This is a genomic window from Paenibacillus sp. 01T424, assembly GCF_056398745.1.
Genome location: NZ_JBFTPZ010000015.1, coordinates 14,711 through 32,503 on the forward strand (window position 1 = coordinate 14,711; position 17,793 = coordinate 32,503).

At 47.5% G+C, this 17,793-nt stretch carries 11 protein-coding genes and 1 pseudogene; all 12 read right to left on the reverse strand.

Going from position 1 to position 17,793, the window contains the following annotated elements:
- The 12 genes and pseudogenes from AC1DPK_RS13655 to AC1DPK_RS13710 all read right to left on the reverse strand — a co-directional run bounded on the left by AC1DPK_RS13655 (nt 1) and on the right by AC1DPK_RS13710 (nt 17,728).
- A pseudogene (locus tag AC1DPK_RS13655) lies at nt 1-1,323 on the reverse strand (LLM class flavin-dependent oxidoreductase).
- A 25-nt stretch (nt 1,324-1,348) separates the two neighbouring features.
- A complete protein-coding gene (locus tag AC1DPK_RS13660) occupies nt 1,349-2,719 on the reverse strand; it encodes an ABC transporter substrate-binding protein (protein WP_477510648.1) in 1,371 nt (456 codons plus the stop codon).
- Between the two features lie 28 nt (nt 2,720-2,747).
- Nucleotides 2,748-4,064 (reverse strand): LLM class flavin-dependent oxidoreductase, encoded by a 1,317-nt coding sequence (locus AC1DPK_RS13665; RefSeq protein WP_477510649.1) that lies wholly within the window; start codon nt 4,062-4,064, stop codon nt 2,748-2,750.
- On the reverse strand, nt 4,064-5,398 hold the full coding sequence (locus tag AC1DPK_RS13670; protein ID WP_477510650.1) for an LLM class flavin-dependent oxidoreductase: 1,335 nt from the start codon (nt 5,396-5,398) through the stop codon (nt 4,064-4,066). Before AC1DPK_RS13670 ends, AC1DPK_RS13665 begins: the two co-directional genes overlap by 1 nt.
- 197 nt (nt 5,399-5,595) lie before the next feature.
- Nucleotides 5,596-6,570, reverse strand: a complete 975-nt coding sequence (locus AC1DPK_RS13675; RefSeq protein ID WP_339204716.1) for a carbohydrate ABC transporter permease — start codon at nt 6,568-6,570, stop codon at nt 5,596-5,598.
- A 23-nt stretch (nt 6,571-6,593) separates the two neighbouring features.
- A complete protein-coding gene (locus AC1DPK_RS13680) occupies nt 6,594-7,460 on the reverse strand; it encodes a carbohydrate ABC transporter permease (protein ID WP_076269028.1) in 867 nt (288 codons plus the stop codon).
- The gene (locus AC1DPK_RS13685; RefSeq protein ID WP_477510651.1) at nt 7,457-9,727 is read right to left on the reverse strand and encodes a DUF5696 domain-containing protein; all 2,271 of its coding nucleotides are present in this window, start codon (nt 9,725-9,727) and stop codon (nt 7,457-7,459) included. Before AC1DPK_RS13685 ends, AC1DPK_RS13680 begins: the two co-directional genes overlap by 4 nt.
- Entirely contained in the window at nt 9,724-11,877 is a 2,154-nt protein-coding gene (locus AC1DPK_RS13690) for an SMP-30/gluconolactonase/LRE family protein (RefSeq protein WP_477510652.1), read from the reverse strand. The genes AC1DPK_RS13685 and AC1DPK_RS13690 overlap by 4 nt, the downstream gene beginning before the upstream one ends.
- 12 nt (nt 11,878-11,889) lie before the next feature.
- Nucleotides 11,890-12,693, reverse strand: coding sequence for a carbohydrate ABC transporter permease (locus tag AC1DPK_RS13695; protein WP_477510653.1), 804 nt, complete (start codon nt 12,691-12,693; stop codon nt 11,890-11,892).
- Between the two features lie 48 nt (nt 12,694-12,741).
- On the reverse strand, nt 12,742-13,638 hold the full coding sequence (locus tag AC1DPK_RS13700; RefSeq protein WP_083682186.1) for a carbohydrate ABC transporter permease: 897 nt from the start codon (nt 13,636-13,638) through the stop codon (nt 12,742-12,744).
- Entirely contained in the window at nt 13,628-16,582 is a 2,955-nt protein-coding gene (locus AC1DPK_RS13705; RefSeq protein ID WP_477510654.1) for an extracellular solute-binding protein, read from the reverse strand. Before AC1DPK_RS13705 ends, AC1DPK_RS13700 begins: the two co-directional genes overlap by 11 nt.
- 36 nt (nt 16,583-16,618) lie before the next feature.
- Nucleotides 16,619-17,728, reverse strand: coding sequence for an ABC transporter ATP-binding protein (locus AC1DPK_RS13710; RefSeq protein WP_477510655.1), 1,110 nt, complete (start codon nt 17,726-17,728; stop codon nt 16,619-16,621).
- Nucleotides 17,729-17,793: the final 65 nt, after the last annotated feature.

Sequence of the window (17,793 nt, forward strand, 5' to 3'; positions counted from 1 at the left end):
TTAAAGTACAGCTTTACTCTCATAACGAATATTCGCCGGCCGCTTCAATCCAAGCTGCTCTCGCAAGCTCGTTCCCGAATATTCCGTCCGAAACAATCCGCGATTTTGCAGCTCTGGAATCACCTTATCTACAAATTGCGTAAGGCCGCTCGGGAAAATCTGTGGCATAACATTGAACCCATCAGCAGCGCCGTTAACAAACCAATTTTCAATCACATCTGCAAGCTGAAGAGGTGTACCTGTAAACGTAAAATGCCCTCTGGCTCCTGCTAGACGATTAATCAATTGCTTCAGCGTTAACTGCTCATGGCGAACGAGATCCAGTATAAGCTGATGCCTGCTTTTGTTGCCATTAACCTCATCCGTTTCACGCACACCCTCCAAAGAAAGCGGCTCATCAAGCGGATACGCGGATAAATCAATGCCTAATCGCTCCGATAGCTGTTTAATTGCACCATCTTTATTTACATAATTGAATAATTCGCTCTCGATTTCTCTCGCTTCCTCCACCGTGTCTGCCAATATCGGGCTAATACCCGGCAAAATCTTCAGCTGGTCCGCCTCTCTTCCATACTTCGGCAGTCTTGCTTTTACATCCTTATAAAACTGCTGAGCACTTTCAATGCTTTGATGCGCGGTAAAAATAACTTCCGCTACCTTTGCCGCAAATTCCTTGCCGCTCTCCGAGGAACCCGCCTGCACCAGCACAGGATAACCCTGCGGCGGCCTTGCGATATTTAGAGGTCCCTTCACCGAATATTATTTCCCTTTAAAATCAATCGTATGGACTTTGTCCTTATGGACGCGAGTTCCTAACGTTTTATCATTAATGACCGCCTCATCCTCCCAGCTGTCCCACAGCTGCTTGGCGATTTCTACGAATTCATCTGCTTCCTCGTAACGCAGTGCATGATCGGGATGATCCTCCCTCCCGAAATTATGTGCGGCTGATCCAGCACCCGTAACGATATTCCAGCCCGCTCTGCCTTTGCTTATGTGGTCTAGGGAGGCAAATTTCCGCRCCACATGAAAAGGTTCATTATACGTAGTGCCAACCGTAGCAATTAAACCGATATGCTTCGTCCTGCTTGCCAGCGCAGCCAGCTCCGTGAATGGCTCGAGCTTATTGGAGCGTCCGATATAGTCATCAGCCAAAAATACGGAATCCATTAGTCCTCTTTCAGCCGTCTGAACGATTTGCAGCACATGCTCGAAATCAAGGTTGCGGCTCGGCTCCGCCTCCGGGAGCCGCCATGAAGCTTCATGGTGGCCGGTCCCGAACAAAAAGGCGTTGAGATTTAATTTGCGCTCCGATTCTCCCATATTTAATCCCCTCTCCATCGTCTGCTTATTGACCGATCGTCGTTTTTAAAGTCTCTACATCTTTATTGATCGCATCCGTTGCTTTGCGTATAGCCGAGTTAACATCTAGACCATGGATGGCAAGATCCTCAGCTGCTTCGGTAAGCCGTATCGTAATGCTCGATTCATAAGGATGAATGAAATGCTCTTGAATGGGCTTCCCAATAAAAACATTCTGAACGGTTTTGCCTTGTAGAACCGGTATTTCTAAGCCGTAATCCTTCTCCAGTTCCGGATTGATAATAGCTGGAACACGTCCGTTCTTAGCAGTAATCCGCTGCCCCTCATCCGATAAAATTTCCGCGATCACTTGAAACGCYTCATCTTGATGCGGGCTTTGGCTGTTGATCGCAATCGAGTGGATTTGCGCTTCTCTTGTATTGCCAAGCTGATCGCTGAAGTTTGGCGCCGGCGCAATATCCCAGTTGAACTCCACACCTTGTTGGCGCAGCTCCTCAAGCGGACCAACCATATTGGCAAGCCAAGAAACCCGAATGGCAATGTTTTGATCCTTCATGAAATGGTCACGAGTCCAGTTCCATGTGCCGTCCTGCGCGACATAACCCGGTATTTCAAAAATCTTCTTCTGCAGCTCGAAGACACGAAGCCATTCCGGCGTATCGAGTGCAGCCTGCCCCGTCTCGCGGTTCAAGTAAGGAATGCCCAGCGATTTACCCAAACCAGTTAAATTGTCTACAACAAGCCCGATATATTGAATGCCGTTTTCTGTTCTGGTCAGCTTCGTGCCAAGCTCGACCGCTTCGTCCCATGTCAACTGCTTCTCGGTTGGATAAGAAACGCCGAATTTATCAAAAATATCTTTGTTATAATACAAAACATGCTGATTGATATTGAAAGGAAGTGCGAGAACCGCATCTCCTTTGCCCTTCGTTATGTCCTTGATATAGTCGTAGCCAATCGGTTTGAGACGGCTCTCGTCAAAATGATGTTTTTTGATTAATTCTCTTAAATCCTGATATACACCCGTCCGAATAACCCGCTGCTGCACACTGCCAAATATAATGTCCGGCACATGTGTGGACAGCACTTCCTCCGGAGTCGTCGTCGCTGCTGGCGTTATTCGTTCAATGGTTACGTTCGGATACTTCGCATGAATGGGACCTGCAATCATTGCTTCGAATTCCACGTCTGTAAAGGTAGCGCCAGTGGAATAAAACGATAATTTCAGCGGCTCATCCCCAAGCTTCTTGAAATCCGCGGTTTCGGTCGCACTGTTCGTTGCCTCCTTCTTGCCTGATGCATCATTCTGCTTTGCAGGTGCGTTATTGTCTCCCCCGCATGCGGAGATCGATGCTGCAAGAACAAATATGACGATGATAACCCCTAGTTTCTTCATCCTATATCCTCTCATTTCTATTATTTATTTATATTTGCTGAAGATGGCGCGTATTGGCAGGACGCTGTAGCCCTAAGCTGTCACGAAGCGTCTTGCCTTCATATTCGGTACGGAATAACCCACGGTTTTGCAGCTCTGGAATGACCTTGTCTACAAAGGTCTCAAGCCCTGTAGGAAAGAGCTGCGGCAGCACGTTGAAGCCATCAGCCGCATGGTTTTTAAACCATTTTTCAATAAAATCGGCCGTTTGAAGCACAGACCCGGTAAACGTGATATGCCCATGTCCTCCATTGCTGCGATAAAGAAGCTGGCGAATCGTAAAGCTTTCTCTGCGCGCCGCATCGATAATAACCTCCTGCCTGCTGCGAATGCCGTTGAACTCCTCAGCAGGTTTTGCTTTACCCAGCGGCACCGGCGCATCCAGCGGATAATCATTCAAATTCACCGTGAATCGCTCCGATAAACTATCAAGTGCACGCCTTGTATCTACAAAAGCATGCAGCTCCTCCTCGATCTCGCGCGCTTCCGCTTCCGTATCAGCCACAATCGGAGCGAGCCCTGGCAAAATAACGAGCTCATCAACGGTTCTCCCATACTTCGCTAAACGTGATTTCACATCGTAGTAGAAGGCACGGCCTGCATCGAACGTTTGCTGCGCCGTAAAAATAACCTCCGCCGTTTTCGCTGCCAGCTCCTTGCCTTGCTCGGAGGAGCCTGCTTGCACGAGCACCGGGTAACCTTGCGGCGGACGCGGAATGTTAAGCGGTCCCTTCACCGAATAGGTATGGCCTTTGAAGTTGATCTCGTGCACCTTATTTGCATCCAGCAATTTACCCGCTTTTTTATCGAAAATAAGGGCGTCGTCTTCCCAGCTGTCCCATAGCTGCTTCACCACTTCCACGAACTCCTCGCCCGTCTCGTAGCGCTGCGCATGCTCTGGATGTTCGTCTCTGCTGAAGTTATGGGCAGCTGAGCCCGCACCCGTCACAATATTCCAGCCAGCTCTGCCGCCGCTAATATGATCCAGCGAGGCGAACTGCCTTGCGACATGGAACGGATCGTTATATACGGTCCCGACTGTCGCAATCAAGCCGATATGTTCCGTTACAGAAGCAAGTGCTGCGAGCAGCGTAAACGGCTCCAGCTTGCTGCCGCCGCCTGCATATCCATCTGCTAAAAATACGGAATCCAGCTTGCCTCGCTCAGCAATTCGAGCCAGCTGCCCTAAATAATCAATGTCCAGCTCCAAATCCGGACGCGCATCTGGATGCCGCCAAGCTCCCGCATGATGGCCTGTCGCTCTCAAAAAAACATTCAAATGAACCTTTCGACTCGCTTCACTCATTAGGAATGCACCTCTTCTTCCGTTTTTTTGGCCTGCCAGCTATTTGTAGGTCTCGCTAAACCTAGATTTCCGCGCAGCGTTTGCTCTTCATAGGAGGTACGGAACAATCCGCGATTTTGCAGCTCAGGGATAACTTTATCGACAAAGCGCTCCAGCCCGCTCGGATACACCTGTGGCATCACATTAAAGCCATCGGCCGCCCCATTCTTGAACCACTTTTCAATGACATCAGCCAGCTGCAGCGGTGTACCCGTAAAAGTAAAATGCCCTCTTGCCCCTGCTAAGCGATTGATCAATTGCCTGAGCGTCGGCTGTTCGCGTTCTACTAAATCCAAAATAAGCTGGTGACGACTCTTCATGCCGCTTACCTGATCTGTCGTTTGTGCGCCCTCCAGATTGACAAGGTCATCAAGTGAATGATTAGACAAATCAACGCCTAAGCGACCCGATAACCGCTTAATCGCCCCTTCATGATCGATAAACGCAAACAGCTCATTTTCCAGATCCTGCGCCTCTGCCTCTGTATCCGCCAATATCGGACTAAGTCCAGGCAATATTTTCAGCTGATCCGTCGTCCTGCCATACTTCGCCAAACGTAACTTCACGTCTTTATAAAAAGCTGCTGCCTCCTCGAAGGTTAGTTGAGCAGTAAAAATGACCTCCGCCAGCTTAGCGGCAAATTCCTTGCCCGTCTCAGATGAGCCCGCTTGAACAAGTACAGGATAACCTTGCGGCGGTCGCGCGATATTTAGCGGTCCCTTTACTTTGAAATACTTCCCAGCATAATCAATCGTATGAACCTTGGCTTCATCGATCAGGATGCCGCTGATCTTGTCATTTGGCAGCGCGTCATCCTCCCAGCTGTCCCACAGCTGCTTGACGATCTCTACAAATTCCTCCGCTGATTCATAACGATCATGATGCTCCGGATGCTGTTCCCTGCTGAACTGCTCTGCAGCAGGTCCCGCTCCCGTCACGATATTCCAGCCTGCACGACCCTTGCTAATATGGTCTAAGGATGCAAACTTCCTTGCGATATGAAACGGTTGATTATAGGTCGTTTCTACCGTTGCAATTAGACCGATATGTTTGGTTGCTGCTGCTAATGCTGACAGCATGGTGAACGGTTCAAGCGATCCCGATCCCGCCCAGTAGCCATCCGCCAGAAATACAGAATCGAGCAAGCCGCGTTCGGCAATTTGAGTCAGCTTCAAGTAATGCTTAATATCAACGCCTCGCTCCGGCTGCGTATCCGCATGCCGCCACGATGCTTCATGATGGCCTGATGCGGCCAGAAACGCATTAAGATTTAGTTTTCTCTCCGATCCACTCATCGCACGACTCCCCTTAAGTCATTTTCGAATTAATTACCGTTGTTCAATTCCCAAAAAAAATAGCCAGAGCTGCCCTAAGGCAATCTCCGGCTATCCGGTCGATTATTTCCAATTAAACCAATTGGTTTTATAAGGATTATAGTAAGTGCTAAGAATTTATCATCTCAACTTCGTAATGTCAATGTTTTTTTGATTTACTATTCTACCAATCCTGTCCGTTCAACCCCTTCAATGAACCACCGCTGAGCGAACAAATACACGACAAGCAGCGGCATAATAATTAGGAAAGAGGCCGCCATCTTGATCGCTTCGGCATAAACCGTAATCTCCCCTGCCCCTTCAGCCAGCTTCATCTCGCCAGCCATTCTTGCCAGCGTAATGGAGAGAGGTACGTTCTCCGCAGTAAACATAAAGAGTGACGGAAAGTAAAAATCATTCCAGTTCCAAACGAAGGAAAATAGTACGACCACAACGGTAGCCGACCTCGACAGCGGAAACATGACGCGAAAGAACAGGCGGAAAGGGCCTGCTCCGTCCATACGCGCAGCCTCATCCAGCTCTTTGGGCAGTGTGGAATAGAAGGATCGATAGATGATAACGAACATTGCTCCTTTCAATCCATGGCCAAATAGAGCGGGGACAACCATCGGCAAAAACGTGTTCAGCCAGCCGAACTCTTTAAAGAGCATGATCGATGGCAAAATCGTAATTTGCGGCGGCATAATAAACGTAAACAACAGCAGAGCTCCCCATACTTTTTTGAAGGGGAACTCCAGCCTTGCGAACGCATAACCGGCAATTGCACAGGAGAATACCTGCAGCACCGCTACGGAAGAAGCCAGCGAGACGCTGATGAGGAAACTCTTCGTGTAATTCAGCATTTCACTCGCCTGCTGCAGATGCCCCAAAAATATGGACCGCGGCACCCAAATAACGGTTGGGTCAAGAATGTTTCTCGCATCCTTAACCATCGTCGTCACCATGTATAGAATCGGCTTCATATAGATGAAGGCGACATTAATCAGAATAATATAAACAAACAGCTTGAAGAGAATGCCCTTATCAATTTCTGCTCCAAGCAGCCGATACCTGAGACCAATCAAGCTTCTTCGCAGCTTTTCATCGCTATATAGATTAGCCGCAATCTCATTTCCTTTTTTCACAATTTTCATGAACGCTCACCTCTCTTTCCCACTTATCGTTTTCCTGAAAGCGACTTATCCACTCGGCTGTATAGCAATAAGGTCAAGAGTACGAAGGTTAGGATGATTAAGAAATAGATCCATGCCAAAGCGCTGGAGCTGCCATAATTGCTCGTATTCACTCGGCTGACAATCGGATTGGATGGGAAGGTGAATAAATCGACTACCGTGTACATTAAGTTCAAGAAGATATAAGGGACAAGACCGGGCAGCGTTATTTTCCAAAATGTATTCCAAGGTCCCGAGCCGTCAATACGGGAAGCCTCGTACACAGATGCTGGCAGCGTCTGGCGTCCAGCAAGGAAAATAAGGATTTGCACGCCTGAATACCAAAGGACGAGAACAAATGAGCTCATGACCTTTTGAATCGGAGCCGCCCATGATCCCGGAACATATTCACGCAAATAATAGTCGATACGCAGCGTCTCCATAATGCTGAGAGAGCCTTCCCCCTGCGCAATAAACTCCTGCACAATCTGGCCAGAGGAGAAAATAACAGGCAAAAAGAAGATGACCCGAAACAGCGTTCTGCCTGGAAAACGCAAATTAAGCAAAATGGCGACAAACAGGGAAAAGACAAGAATGATCGGAATCATCATGGCAGACTCCCTTAGAAACGGGAACAGCTCCTCATAGAGCAAGCTTCCGTTCGCGATCAAAATTTCCCGGTAATGGCTGAGTCCAATAAACGTATAGTTGACGCTGCTCACCGTAATTTTCACCTGATGAAAGCTCATGTACAGCGAATAGCCGAGCGGGAACGCCACAAAAACGAGGAAGCCAAACACCCAAGGCGCGATAAACAGGGAGCCTTCGAGCTTCCTAACTGTCGTATTTTCCAGCTTGCGACTCCATCTCATGGCTTCGTTCCTCCTTTTATGACGACAAAGTCTTTTGCTGGAACGATAATGCCATTCTTGCTGTAATCGGTCTGATTATAATTGACGATAATGCGATAATCGCTGCCATACTCTGTTTCCTTCACATTTGGAGCGAGCGTACGATGTCCCGTAATAAACTGCTCCTGCACAGCTGCAAGCGCCTCATTGGTTTTGGCATATTCAGCACTTAAATGATCGATCCAATCCTTATAGTTCAAGCTGTAATACCAGTAGGAATAGGAATTTTTCAAATCAGCTGCCTTGTCGCCGCTAAGCACATAAGCAGGGTATGCCCCATATTCAATGCTGCGGAGCAGCTCATCATCAAACTCATCGCGCAAATTAGACCATTCCAGCGAATATGTGCGCAAGCCATGGAGAACGATTTGGGCAAAAGGAATCGCTTCACTGATGAAGACATCATACGAATAATCAGCGGTTAGGCGATGGATATGGTCGATTTGAGCTAGCGCATAGAAATTCACATTATTCGCCACAAGCGACCCGAGTGCTTCCTTGCTCTTGTTCAAAATGCTGCGCTGTACATCGACAACCTCTGCCCTGCTCGCCAAGTATCGGCTGTTGAAATCCGTATTGACCTGCTTGCCAATGCCATCCTCGAAATAGATGCCGTCTGCTCCCAAGCTCTTATAGCTGTTCAAATCGGCCGAGACCACCTTCTCATAAAACCTCGGGCTTACAAACTTCGCTGCATCCTGGTCCTCATTTCCCCTTTCCTCCAGCACCGTTCCTGCCAAATTGCGCAAGCCGTCGCGCCTCCACCAGAACCGATCATCGCCATTCGTATTGAGCGTATAATTCGCCGTCAAATAAACAGGAATATCCAAGGTATGAGCGAAGGAGATAAAGCTTTTCATCCCTTTGTTTCCACCTAAGCGCTTATCTACAGGAAAGTAGCCGCCATGCGTGCTGTAACCGTCCTGCTGCCACCCTGAGAATTGAATTTGCAGATGCTGAATGCCGCTGTCATAAATCGAACGAACAAGCTCGGTCGCCTCTTCTGTCGTAGTCGCTTTTAAATATGAATCTGCAAAAAGCCCCTTCTCGATGTCTGCGCCTACAATATCTACAAACAGCGGAATGTCTTTTTTGTTTGTTTCCAGCGGTTTTACACCCTGCTCTTGAATCAAATAATTGCGATAAACCTCCGCCATGCCAGCATAATCGCTTTTATTAGGGAGCAGTGGATAATAACGCGTTGCGCGAGCTTTCGTTATAAACTTATCGCCGCTGTATGTATAGAAGCCTTCACCCGTGCTCTTGCTTACACTTTGGAAAAACTTTTTCCGATACTGCCATTCGGTCGTCACCCAGTTCGAGCGGCCCACCGCGCCTGACGGCGCTGCATAAACATTCGCGAACGACTCCCCTTCGGAGATGATCGCAACAAACGCCTGATCCCCTGTCTTTAAGCCGAATACAGGCATCGTAATCCCCTGTCTGCCTGTATTTTCGTTGTAATAGGATAGATCCTGCCCATAAACACTCTCATTGTAGGTCAACTGCTGCATCAAGCGATCTGCCTCAAAATGGATCAACGAGCCGGAGCCGTCCGGCAGCAAAAGGTAACCCTCTTGGCCAGCAGACGGCTGAGCCCCAAACAAAGGGTAAAGCTTAATATTCAATAAGCTTAAAGCGCCTTCGACGATTCCCTCATCCAAAATTCTCGTCTCTACATAGTCCTTGTGCAGACGCACCTCAATCGGAATTTTCAACTGCACCTTCGGCAGCGCGAAGGTGACCGAAAATCCATTTTCCGCAGCCTGGAAGTTTTCCAAGTAACCTTGGTTCTCGATTAATCCGGCAGTTACAGAAGAGGATTTGTAGTTTTTAGCATTTACGTATTCAATGATGACGGGAGAAGTTAAATTATTTTTCCACGTATTCGGTACCGTTTCTTCCTCCCAATACTTCGGCTCTGGATAGGAACGCCATATCTTCCCTGTTGCTTTATTGATTACTTGGAAGTGAGCTGATTCCTTATCTACAAGCAACAGTAATTGGTCTGATTCTGCGATTTGCTCAAAATTTGCTTCAACTGGCAATCCCGCTTTATAGGGAACAGTGCCTTTCGTTTCAAATGGATTTGCAGCAACTACGGCCACGTCGGCGGGTTTACCCCATAACCCGACCGCCACAAGAGCAAACCATCCTATACCGGTCAGCAAAACAGCTAAGAGCAGCAGCTTCATAACGAGCTTTATGTTTATTTTGCGTACAGTCATCGGATGATCACCTCCTGATATAAGGAATTAATAAAGTTGACCAATTCTATGCTTAGGCTAATCAAGATGAAAATAAGAATGACGATTATCGCAAGCGCAAGCAACGATAAGAGGATAATAAAAATAGCTTCGATGAAGGTATAGTTGTGTATGCCTTGCACCATCCATATGAACAGGAATACTACCCATAAAACGATAAACAGCTTCAAAAACTTAAAGATCGCCAGCTCGTTTAAGGTCAGTACATTCGAGAGTAGAGTTACAGGTATACCGATGAGAATAATCGGAAATAAGGCATAGCAGCTGCCATAAAATACGTCTCGGAACCGTCCCTCACCTCTAAGAAGCGAGCTGATTAAATAGTTGGAGACGACAAAGCCGAGCCAAATTCCGATAAATTGAATCGTAATGGGAAACAAATCAATACCGACATGCACAGCAGGGTTAAAGACAAAGCTTGTGCCCGCCTGCATATATCCGTACGATGCTAATGCAAATACAAGTATCAGTATGCTGCTTAACCATCCTGCTTTGTTTTCGTACCGAATAGCATAGAAGCCGTCTACAGGATGTTTTATTAAATAGAACATATGCTGCAGCTGTTCAAGTATCGGATGCCTAGCACTGCGTTTAGCTGATGGTTTGCCTTTTAAGCGAAGCTTTTTGGATAAAACATTCCAGAGAAGATACACGATGCCAAGCACGAGCGCCACATTCATGAGGACGCCAAAGTGCTTCTGGAACCACGTCAACCGATTTTGCCAAAAGGATTCTGAATAGCCGCCTACTACGCCTGCCTGATAAAACAGCTGCTCCGATCTTGCGTACTCCTCTTTTTTGTAAGCGGCCTTCGCCAAACCGATCAGTGCCGGTGTATATTGTGCATTTAAACGATGAACCTCGCTCCAGAGCGGCTCGCTTTGCTCGTATCTGCCTTCCTGCGTTAATTGATTCGCTTCGTGGACGAGATGGCCGAACTCAGACAGCCGCAGCACTTGAATGAAATTATTGACGCTGTCCAGCACGAGCAGCTCACCCTTGGAATTGCTCGCAATAGCTGCTGGCGCTTTGACGATTCCTGTCTTGGACGTAGCGGTAATGACATCCCCGCCCCAGAAAAACAACAGATTGCCATTCGAATCATATTGACTAATCATATTGCCTACAGAGTCGATCACAGTAAAGTTGCCGGCAGCATCCACCGTAATATCATTGAGCTGGGGACTTACACTTTGCTTCGTTCTGTGAAATACCTCTCCGTAAGAACGCACCGGCTGCAGGGCAGCAAATTCACCTTTGCCTACCAGCTGGTCGAGACCCGCGATGTTGAGCTTCTTCACCTGATCCGCGCTAATTTCCTTCGTCACCGTATAAATAAATCCGTTTTTGTCTATCGTTGAGTTGGCGATAGCTCCAGGCAGCTTCTTCAGCTCCCTTTGATACATTTCCCGCGTATATACAAATCGCTTAAATGCATCAAACAAAGAGAAGCTTACGCTATTCGGCCCAAAAAAACTAATGAAATTGCCCTCTGGATCAAGCTGTACCAAGCCTTGAAAAGCGCCAAGCGTCGTTACATAAATAAAGCCGCGCTTATCTACAATGAGGTTAACCGGATCATACTTGAAAGCCGGCGGCAAATAGCTGGACTCCGGACGGCCAAATGCTTTTAGCAGCTTGCCTTCTTGATCGAGCCTTACAACCCGGTTGTTGCCCGTATCTGCAACGTAAATCTCTCCAGCTTCATCGACATAAATGCCGCTTGGCTTCTTGAGGGGGCTTTCTGTTACTTTGATTTCACGAATATATTGGCCTTGCTCATCCAAGTGTACGATTCGATTATTGCCCGTGTCTGCGATGTAAATATGATCCTTATCATCCACAAATAGATCCTTGGGCTGATTAAGCTGCAGCTTTGTTTTCCCTTCGGCTCCCGCAGCTTGGTTTGCTTCCGTAATCTCAACATCCGTGCCAATAATGCCAGCAGGAATGTAAGCCGCTTGCGTCTTCACCAGCTGTCCGAATCCATCCTTATAGTAGGTTTCGTACGGTAACTGCGAGGCTGTGGCCGGTGAGATGGGCCAAGCTATGTAAATCGCCGTAATCAGGATTATAATGATCGGACGAATCCGCAGCCTCCTGTTCTTCAAACGATTTCCCCCTTATTTAATACCGGAATGCGCCATTGTCGAAATGACCTTGCTTTGCAAAATAACAAAGAAAATTAAATTCGGAACGAGCATAATAAGCGCTGCTACAGCAGCGGCGCCTTGACGTGCCACATTGTTCGCCAAGTTATTGGTCAATGTCGATAGGAAAAACGGAAAGTTTTTCATTTCATCGTCCTGCATGAACAGCATCGATGTCTCCACGTTGCCCCAAGAGTTCTGAAAGGAGAGTATCGCAACGGTTGCGATGGCCGGCATACACATCGGAATGACGATACGAGCAAATACGATAAATTCGTTTGCCCCGTCTATTCGTGCAGCCTCCAGCAGTGAATCAGGAATCTGATCCACGAATTGCTTGAGCAGGAACACGCCCACCGGCAAAGCAAGTACGGGCAGCAAATGCCCCCAATACGTATTCATAATGCCAAGGTGGCTGACGACCAAATACCTCGGAATTTGAATAACCTCCGGCGTAAACATCAGCATTAGAATAATCGTAGCAAAGATGAATGCGCGGCCCGGAAAAGGATGTTTTGACAACGGATAAGCGCAAAGCGCACTCACAGTCGTCACGCCAACAACACTCGCAGCCGAAATGAACAAACTATTGAACAAATAGCGCGATACCGGAACGATTGAATTGGACGTTACCCAAAAGAGCTCAACAAAGTTCTGAATGTTCGGCTCCTTCACAAAGAAGGTCGGCGGATAGACGAACAATTCATGATAAGGCTTGAAGGCATGATTAAAAATATAAATGATCGGCAGGATCATGATGACGGATATGATAAGCATGAACAGATTAAAGCTTATTTTTATACCAAGGCTTGATTGTTTCAGCTGTTACTCCTCCTTCGTACCGAACAATCCCCAGCTGAGCTTGTTCGCGAAATACATAAATATAAGAAGAAACACCGAAACCGTCGCCGCATAACCCATTTCAAAACGGATGAGACCATAATCGTTAATATGGTTCACGATCAAATGCCCGGCATATTCGGGCGTCGGGTTTTGACCGGATAGCTCAACACCAATTGATCCGGTCTTAAAGGTCGTAACAATCGCCATTACGGCGCCAAACAGCATTTGCGGCTTCATGGACGGAATCGTAATATACCATAGCTCCTGTATGTTGTTTCTGATGCCGTCGATTCTTCCTGCCTCATAAAGTATCGTATCCACGTTAAGAATACCCGCCAGCATTGCTAGGAAGCCTACACCCATGCTCGACCACAATGTGACGACGATCATCGAGTTCATAAGAAACTCTGGACTGGTCACCCATAACTTTGGCACGTCGATAAGGCCTGCTTTTAATAGAAAGCTGTTCAAATAGCCAATGCGATCGCCCGACAGCAAGGGAAGCCAGATAATCGTCATCGCTATGCCAACGGTAAGCGATGGCGTATACATCGCAAGCGCCACCCACTTGCGAACGCCGCCGCGCAGCCGTGAAATAAGCCATGCGAGCAGGAAGGCGGCAGCATAACCGCCGGGACCAACAATGACAGCAAACTTAAATGTATTGGGCAGCGCATATTTTAGGAACAGCAGATCCTGCGCGATCAAATACTGAAAGTTGCTCCAGCCAATAAAGCGAGGAGGCTCAATCCCGTTGTAATAGGTAAAGCTTAAGCCTACCGCGGCAAGAATCGGAATAACGATAAACAGAGCGAAGCATATCAGAAACGGCGCGATAAACAAATACGAAATACGATACGACCATAATCTACTCCACATAACGATCAATCCCTTCCCAAGGCTGATCGACAATAGGAATGTCCAGCTTATTCACCTGTTCGCCTCGCTCATTGATGTAGCCAAATTCCTGCTGCTTCCTTAGAAGCTCGCGGTTAATGTCCCGAACGGCTTGCTCCAAGGAGGACATATAATTCGCTGTTCCAACAACGGATCGATTCCATGCATTATGAATCTCGCGTTCCAAGAAATATCCGCCGGGCACATTCGGAATATCCTTATACCATTTCCACTGGTTCAAAATAATTTCAGCATCCTCCTTTTTCCACGGCAGATGCGTGAAGGCTTCCACGTTGGACGTATTCCAGCGGAAAGCGACGCCATTGACCGCTTCCAAATCAGAGCCATATTGCTCCTGCACCTCAGCTGACAACCACCACTTCAGGAATTGCCATGACTCTGCTTTTTTATTGGACTTGTCAAAAATGACACCCGTACGCTGCCCCCCGCCAGCCCAGCGGCTTATCGATCCGTCCGCCTGCTTCGTACCGGGAATAAGCGCGATGCCCCAGCGTCCATTCAGCTCAGGCGCAGCAGCCGAAAGCTGCACATACATGTTGTAATCCGATATGCCGATTGGCATCGTTCCGCTGCGGAAATGCTGATAGAAGCTCGGCACCTCCCGCTCCACAGCGTATGTATTAAATAGATCCGTCCATTGCTTGAAAGCACGATAAGCCTCTGGACCATCGAGACCTGATTTCACACCGCCGGGTTCATAAAACTCGACGCCATTTTGATAGAAGAAATGCGTAAACTCCTTCGGATTTACGTAGAAGTTCATAAAGTTTTGCTGCAGCGTAGGCAATAGCTGATATACGTCCTCCCATGTCTCGGGAATTTCAGCTCCAATACGCTTCAAAATATCCTTGCGGTAATAGAGAACTTGAAACGACTGCGTTTCCGGCACGCCATAATAACCGCCATCGTAGTGCAGCGGCAGCCACGATCCCGGACTAAACTTCGGATACAACTGATCAAAATCTTCAAACTTGCTTAAATCCTGCAGCGTACCGCGAATGGCATAATCGACTGGCAAATCCTGCGTCAAGCCAAGGGCAATATCCGGCTGCACGCCAGCTGCATTAGACATAAGCAAAAGCTCAGCATTTGGAAGCAGGTTCACCTTTACCTCAATGCCTGTTTCTGGCGTGAACGACTCATCAGCAAGCTGCTGCAGCTGATCCACATAATCCCTGCCGCGCTGAACCCAAATGTTCAGCTTCTTGTCGTCCAAATCGTTAAGGCTGTCCCTCGCATCGAAAGAGTAAATAAAGTTTTGAGCGCTGCCCCATAGCCGGCCAAAAAAACCAGCTTCCATTTTCGGAGCATCCGTCTTCTCGGGAATAATATAAACCTCATCCAGCTGCAGCGATTGCTTGAGCAGTGTATCGATAAAAGTACCGAATTTCTCTCTCATCGAAGAAATCTCTTCGACCTGATAAGGAATTTCTTCAGGCTTCTTAAGCAATGCTCGCAAATCCTTTGCTGATGTATCGAGTCCTTGACTGATTGAATCCTTGTTGCCATTTGCTTTAACTACCCGCTTCGACAGTGACTCCATGRCATCCGCTGCCAGCGCCATCTTGTCAGTCATCCCTGGGAAGTCCTGCTCCATGTTCCACGTACGATTGCGGTCAATGGTCTTCTTCGAGCTCGAGCCTGTAATCGTACGCAAATCCCAGTCAATCGCATCCAAATGAGCGATCAGCTTCTCGACATCCACAACGATAGACTTAATAGGCGATTGTGTGACGGCTAGCGACAACGTATGTTTGCCCTTCTCTAGATTAAGCAAATACGGATTCTTTTTTTCGTCCTGCAAAATCATTCCGTTCCAACCAGTAGAATAAGGAAAGCCATACGCTAAAAATTGCGTAAACGGTACCTCTCCATCCACTCGAACGACCCGGTAGGAGGTTTTCTGAGCTATCGTATTTTGCAGAGCGCGAAAGCCTATTTTGTACAAGCCGCTCTCCGGCACCTCAAACGACCATGAGATTTCCTGGTTTTGTTCAAGCCAGCGCGGACCGCCGACCGTATTGTAAATAATTCTTCCCGTATACCGCGGCAGCGTGCGTGAGTTTTTATCCGAAAATAGCTTTATTGCCGTATCATTTTTGCTCGTAAAATCCTCCGCTTGAATCGTCAATACATCGCCCGCAAGAGAAGGCGTATCGGCATACGCAGCCTTAACTTCAGCATAATCAGGTATTTGCTTGCTCGGAACAAGCTTAATTCGCTCAAGCGCAACGGGGTCAAACCCTTGCAATCGAATGGTATGCGTTCCTTGTTCGAAATGCCATTGCAAAGGCTGCGCATATGCCCCTCCTGAATCCGTTAACGGCTTCTCGCTCCAGCCCGACACATCAATCGAACGAGGACGAATTTCATCGCCGTCTGAGTTCTTCAGAATAGGGCGCACATCCTCCCATGTCCGATATAAGGATATGGAAGAGGCTTCCCTAAACGGCCTTTGGCCATCTATCGTTACCTCCCACCCGATCGGTCCCTTTCTTCCATCCTTCAGAGGGTTATAAGATACGTGGATTTCATACAGCGCACTCTCTGCAACGTCAACTTGATATTCAACCCATCCTGTGTTCCTTGTATTCCAAATCAGTATGTTTGATTTACCGTCATAATCGCCTGCTTTGATCTCCTCTTCATTCGATACACGAGATGGCTTCGCTGCATCCAGCTGAATTGAAGTTGTTGCATTGCTCAGGCCCTTCTCCTGCCATGCTGCCAGCGCATCGCTAAAATAAGGATCAACCTCATAATTAAATGTAGTTACGAGCTTGTCATATTGGACCGTATCGGTTTTGTCTCCAGATTCTGAGTTTACTGCCGCTCCAGCATTAAGCAGCCATGCTGCAATGACAATACTGGCACCATAGACAAGCCATTTCCGTTTCTTATTCATAAAGGTTAAGCCGCCTCCCTCCTTCGCAAATACCGATCATTCTGTAAATCTTTCACCCGTATCCTTATGAAAGAAATGAGCCTTCGATATATCAAGCTCTACTTTCACTTTCTCATTTTCAGCAAAACGATTATCGGGATCGACGCGTGCAATGAGCAGCTTCTCCTGTCCGATGTCTAAATAAAGAAAACGATCAGCGCCCATAAGTTCATTGTCCTTATAGGTTCCGGTAATGATCGTCTCCGAGAACAAGCCTTCCAGCTTCACATTTTCCGGCCTTATACCTAATATCACCGATTTGTTTAGTTGGTTATTTTTGCGTAAAATATCCTCCATCACTTCATTTAACTTCAGTTGAAAACGATTCGTATGAAACTCTAATCGCCCCTGCGGATTTTCCTGCACGCGTCCATGAATGAAATTGATTTGAGGAGAACCTATGAAGCTCGCAACAAACGTATTCGAAGGTTTGGAGTAGATCAGCTCCGGCGTATCACATTGTTGAATGAGTCCGCCCTTCATCACGACAATACGGTCCGCCATCGTCATCGCTTCGACCTGATCATGGGTAACGAATATAAAGGTTGTGCCTAATTTTTTGTGCAGCTTCGTTATTTCCATACGCATTGTTACTCTAAGCTTGGCATCTAAGTTAGACAACGGCTCATCCATCAAAAACAGCTTCGGGTCACGCACGATAGCTCTGCCAAGCGCCACCCGCTGGCGCTGACCGCCCGACAGCTCCTTTGGCTTGCGATTTAAATACGGCTCAATCTCCAGAATTCGGCTAGCATTTTTTACCGCCAAATCGATCTCATGCTTAGGAAGCTTGCGCATCCTCAGTCCAAACGCAATATTCTCATATACACTTAGATTGGGGTAGAGGGCATAGTTCTGAAAAACCATCGAAATATCACGGTCCTTCGGAGGTAGCTTATTGACGAGCTGCTCTCCAATATAAATTTCGCCTTCGGAGATCTCTTCAAGCCCGGCAATCATTCTTAATGTCGTCGATTTGCCGCAGCCGGAAGGACCGACGAATACGATAAATTCCTTATCTTTAATTTCCAGCTGGAAATCCTGCACAACCGCGTGTTTGTCTTTGCCATATCTTTTGTATAGATGATTAATCGTTACTCCCGCCATGCTTACCGCCTCCCATCCGAACTTGATAAAAAAATGAGGATATCACACACTGCTCTGATATCCTC

Coding starts and splice junctions, on each gene's coding strand:
- AC1DPK_RS13665 (WP_477510649.1), bottom strand. CDS start 4,064: ATGAGTGAAGCGAGTCGAAAGGTTCATTTGAATGTTTTTTTGAGAGCG.
- AC1DPK_RS13670 (WP_477510650.1), bottom strand. CDS start 5,398: ATGAGTGGATCGGAGAGAAAACTAAATCTTAATGCGTTTCTGGCCGCA.
- AC1DPK_RS13675 (WP_339204716.1), bottom strand. CDS start 6,570: ATGAAAATTGTGAAAAAAGGAAATGAGATTGCGGCTAATCTATATAGC.
- AC1DPK_RS13680 (WP_076269028.1), bottom strand. CDS start 7,460: ATGAGATGGAGTCGCAAGCTGGAAAATACGACAGTTAGGAAGCTCGAA.
- AC1DPK_RS13685 (WP_477510651.1), bottom strand. CDS start 9,727: ATGACTGTACGCAAAATAAACATAAAGCTCGTTATGAAGCTGCTGCTC.
- AC1DPK_RS13695 (WP_477510653.1), bottom strand. CDS start 12,693: ATGCTTATCATATCCGTCATCATGATCCTGCCGATCATTTATATTTTT.
- AC1DPK_RS13700 (WP_083682186.1), bottom strand. CDS start 13,638: ATGTGGAGTAGATTATGGTCGTATCGTATTTCGTATTTGTTTATCGCG.
- AC1DPK_RS13710 (WP_477510655.1), bottom strand. CDS start 17,728: ATGGCGGGAGTAACGATTAATCATCTATACAAAAGATATGGCAAAGAC.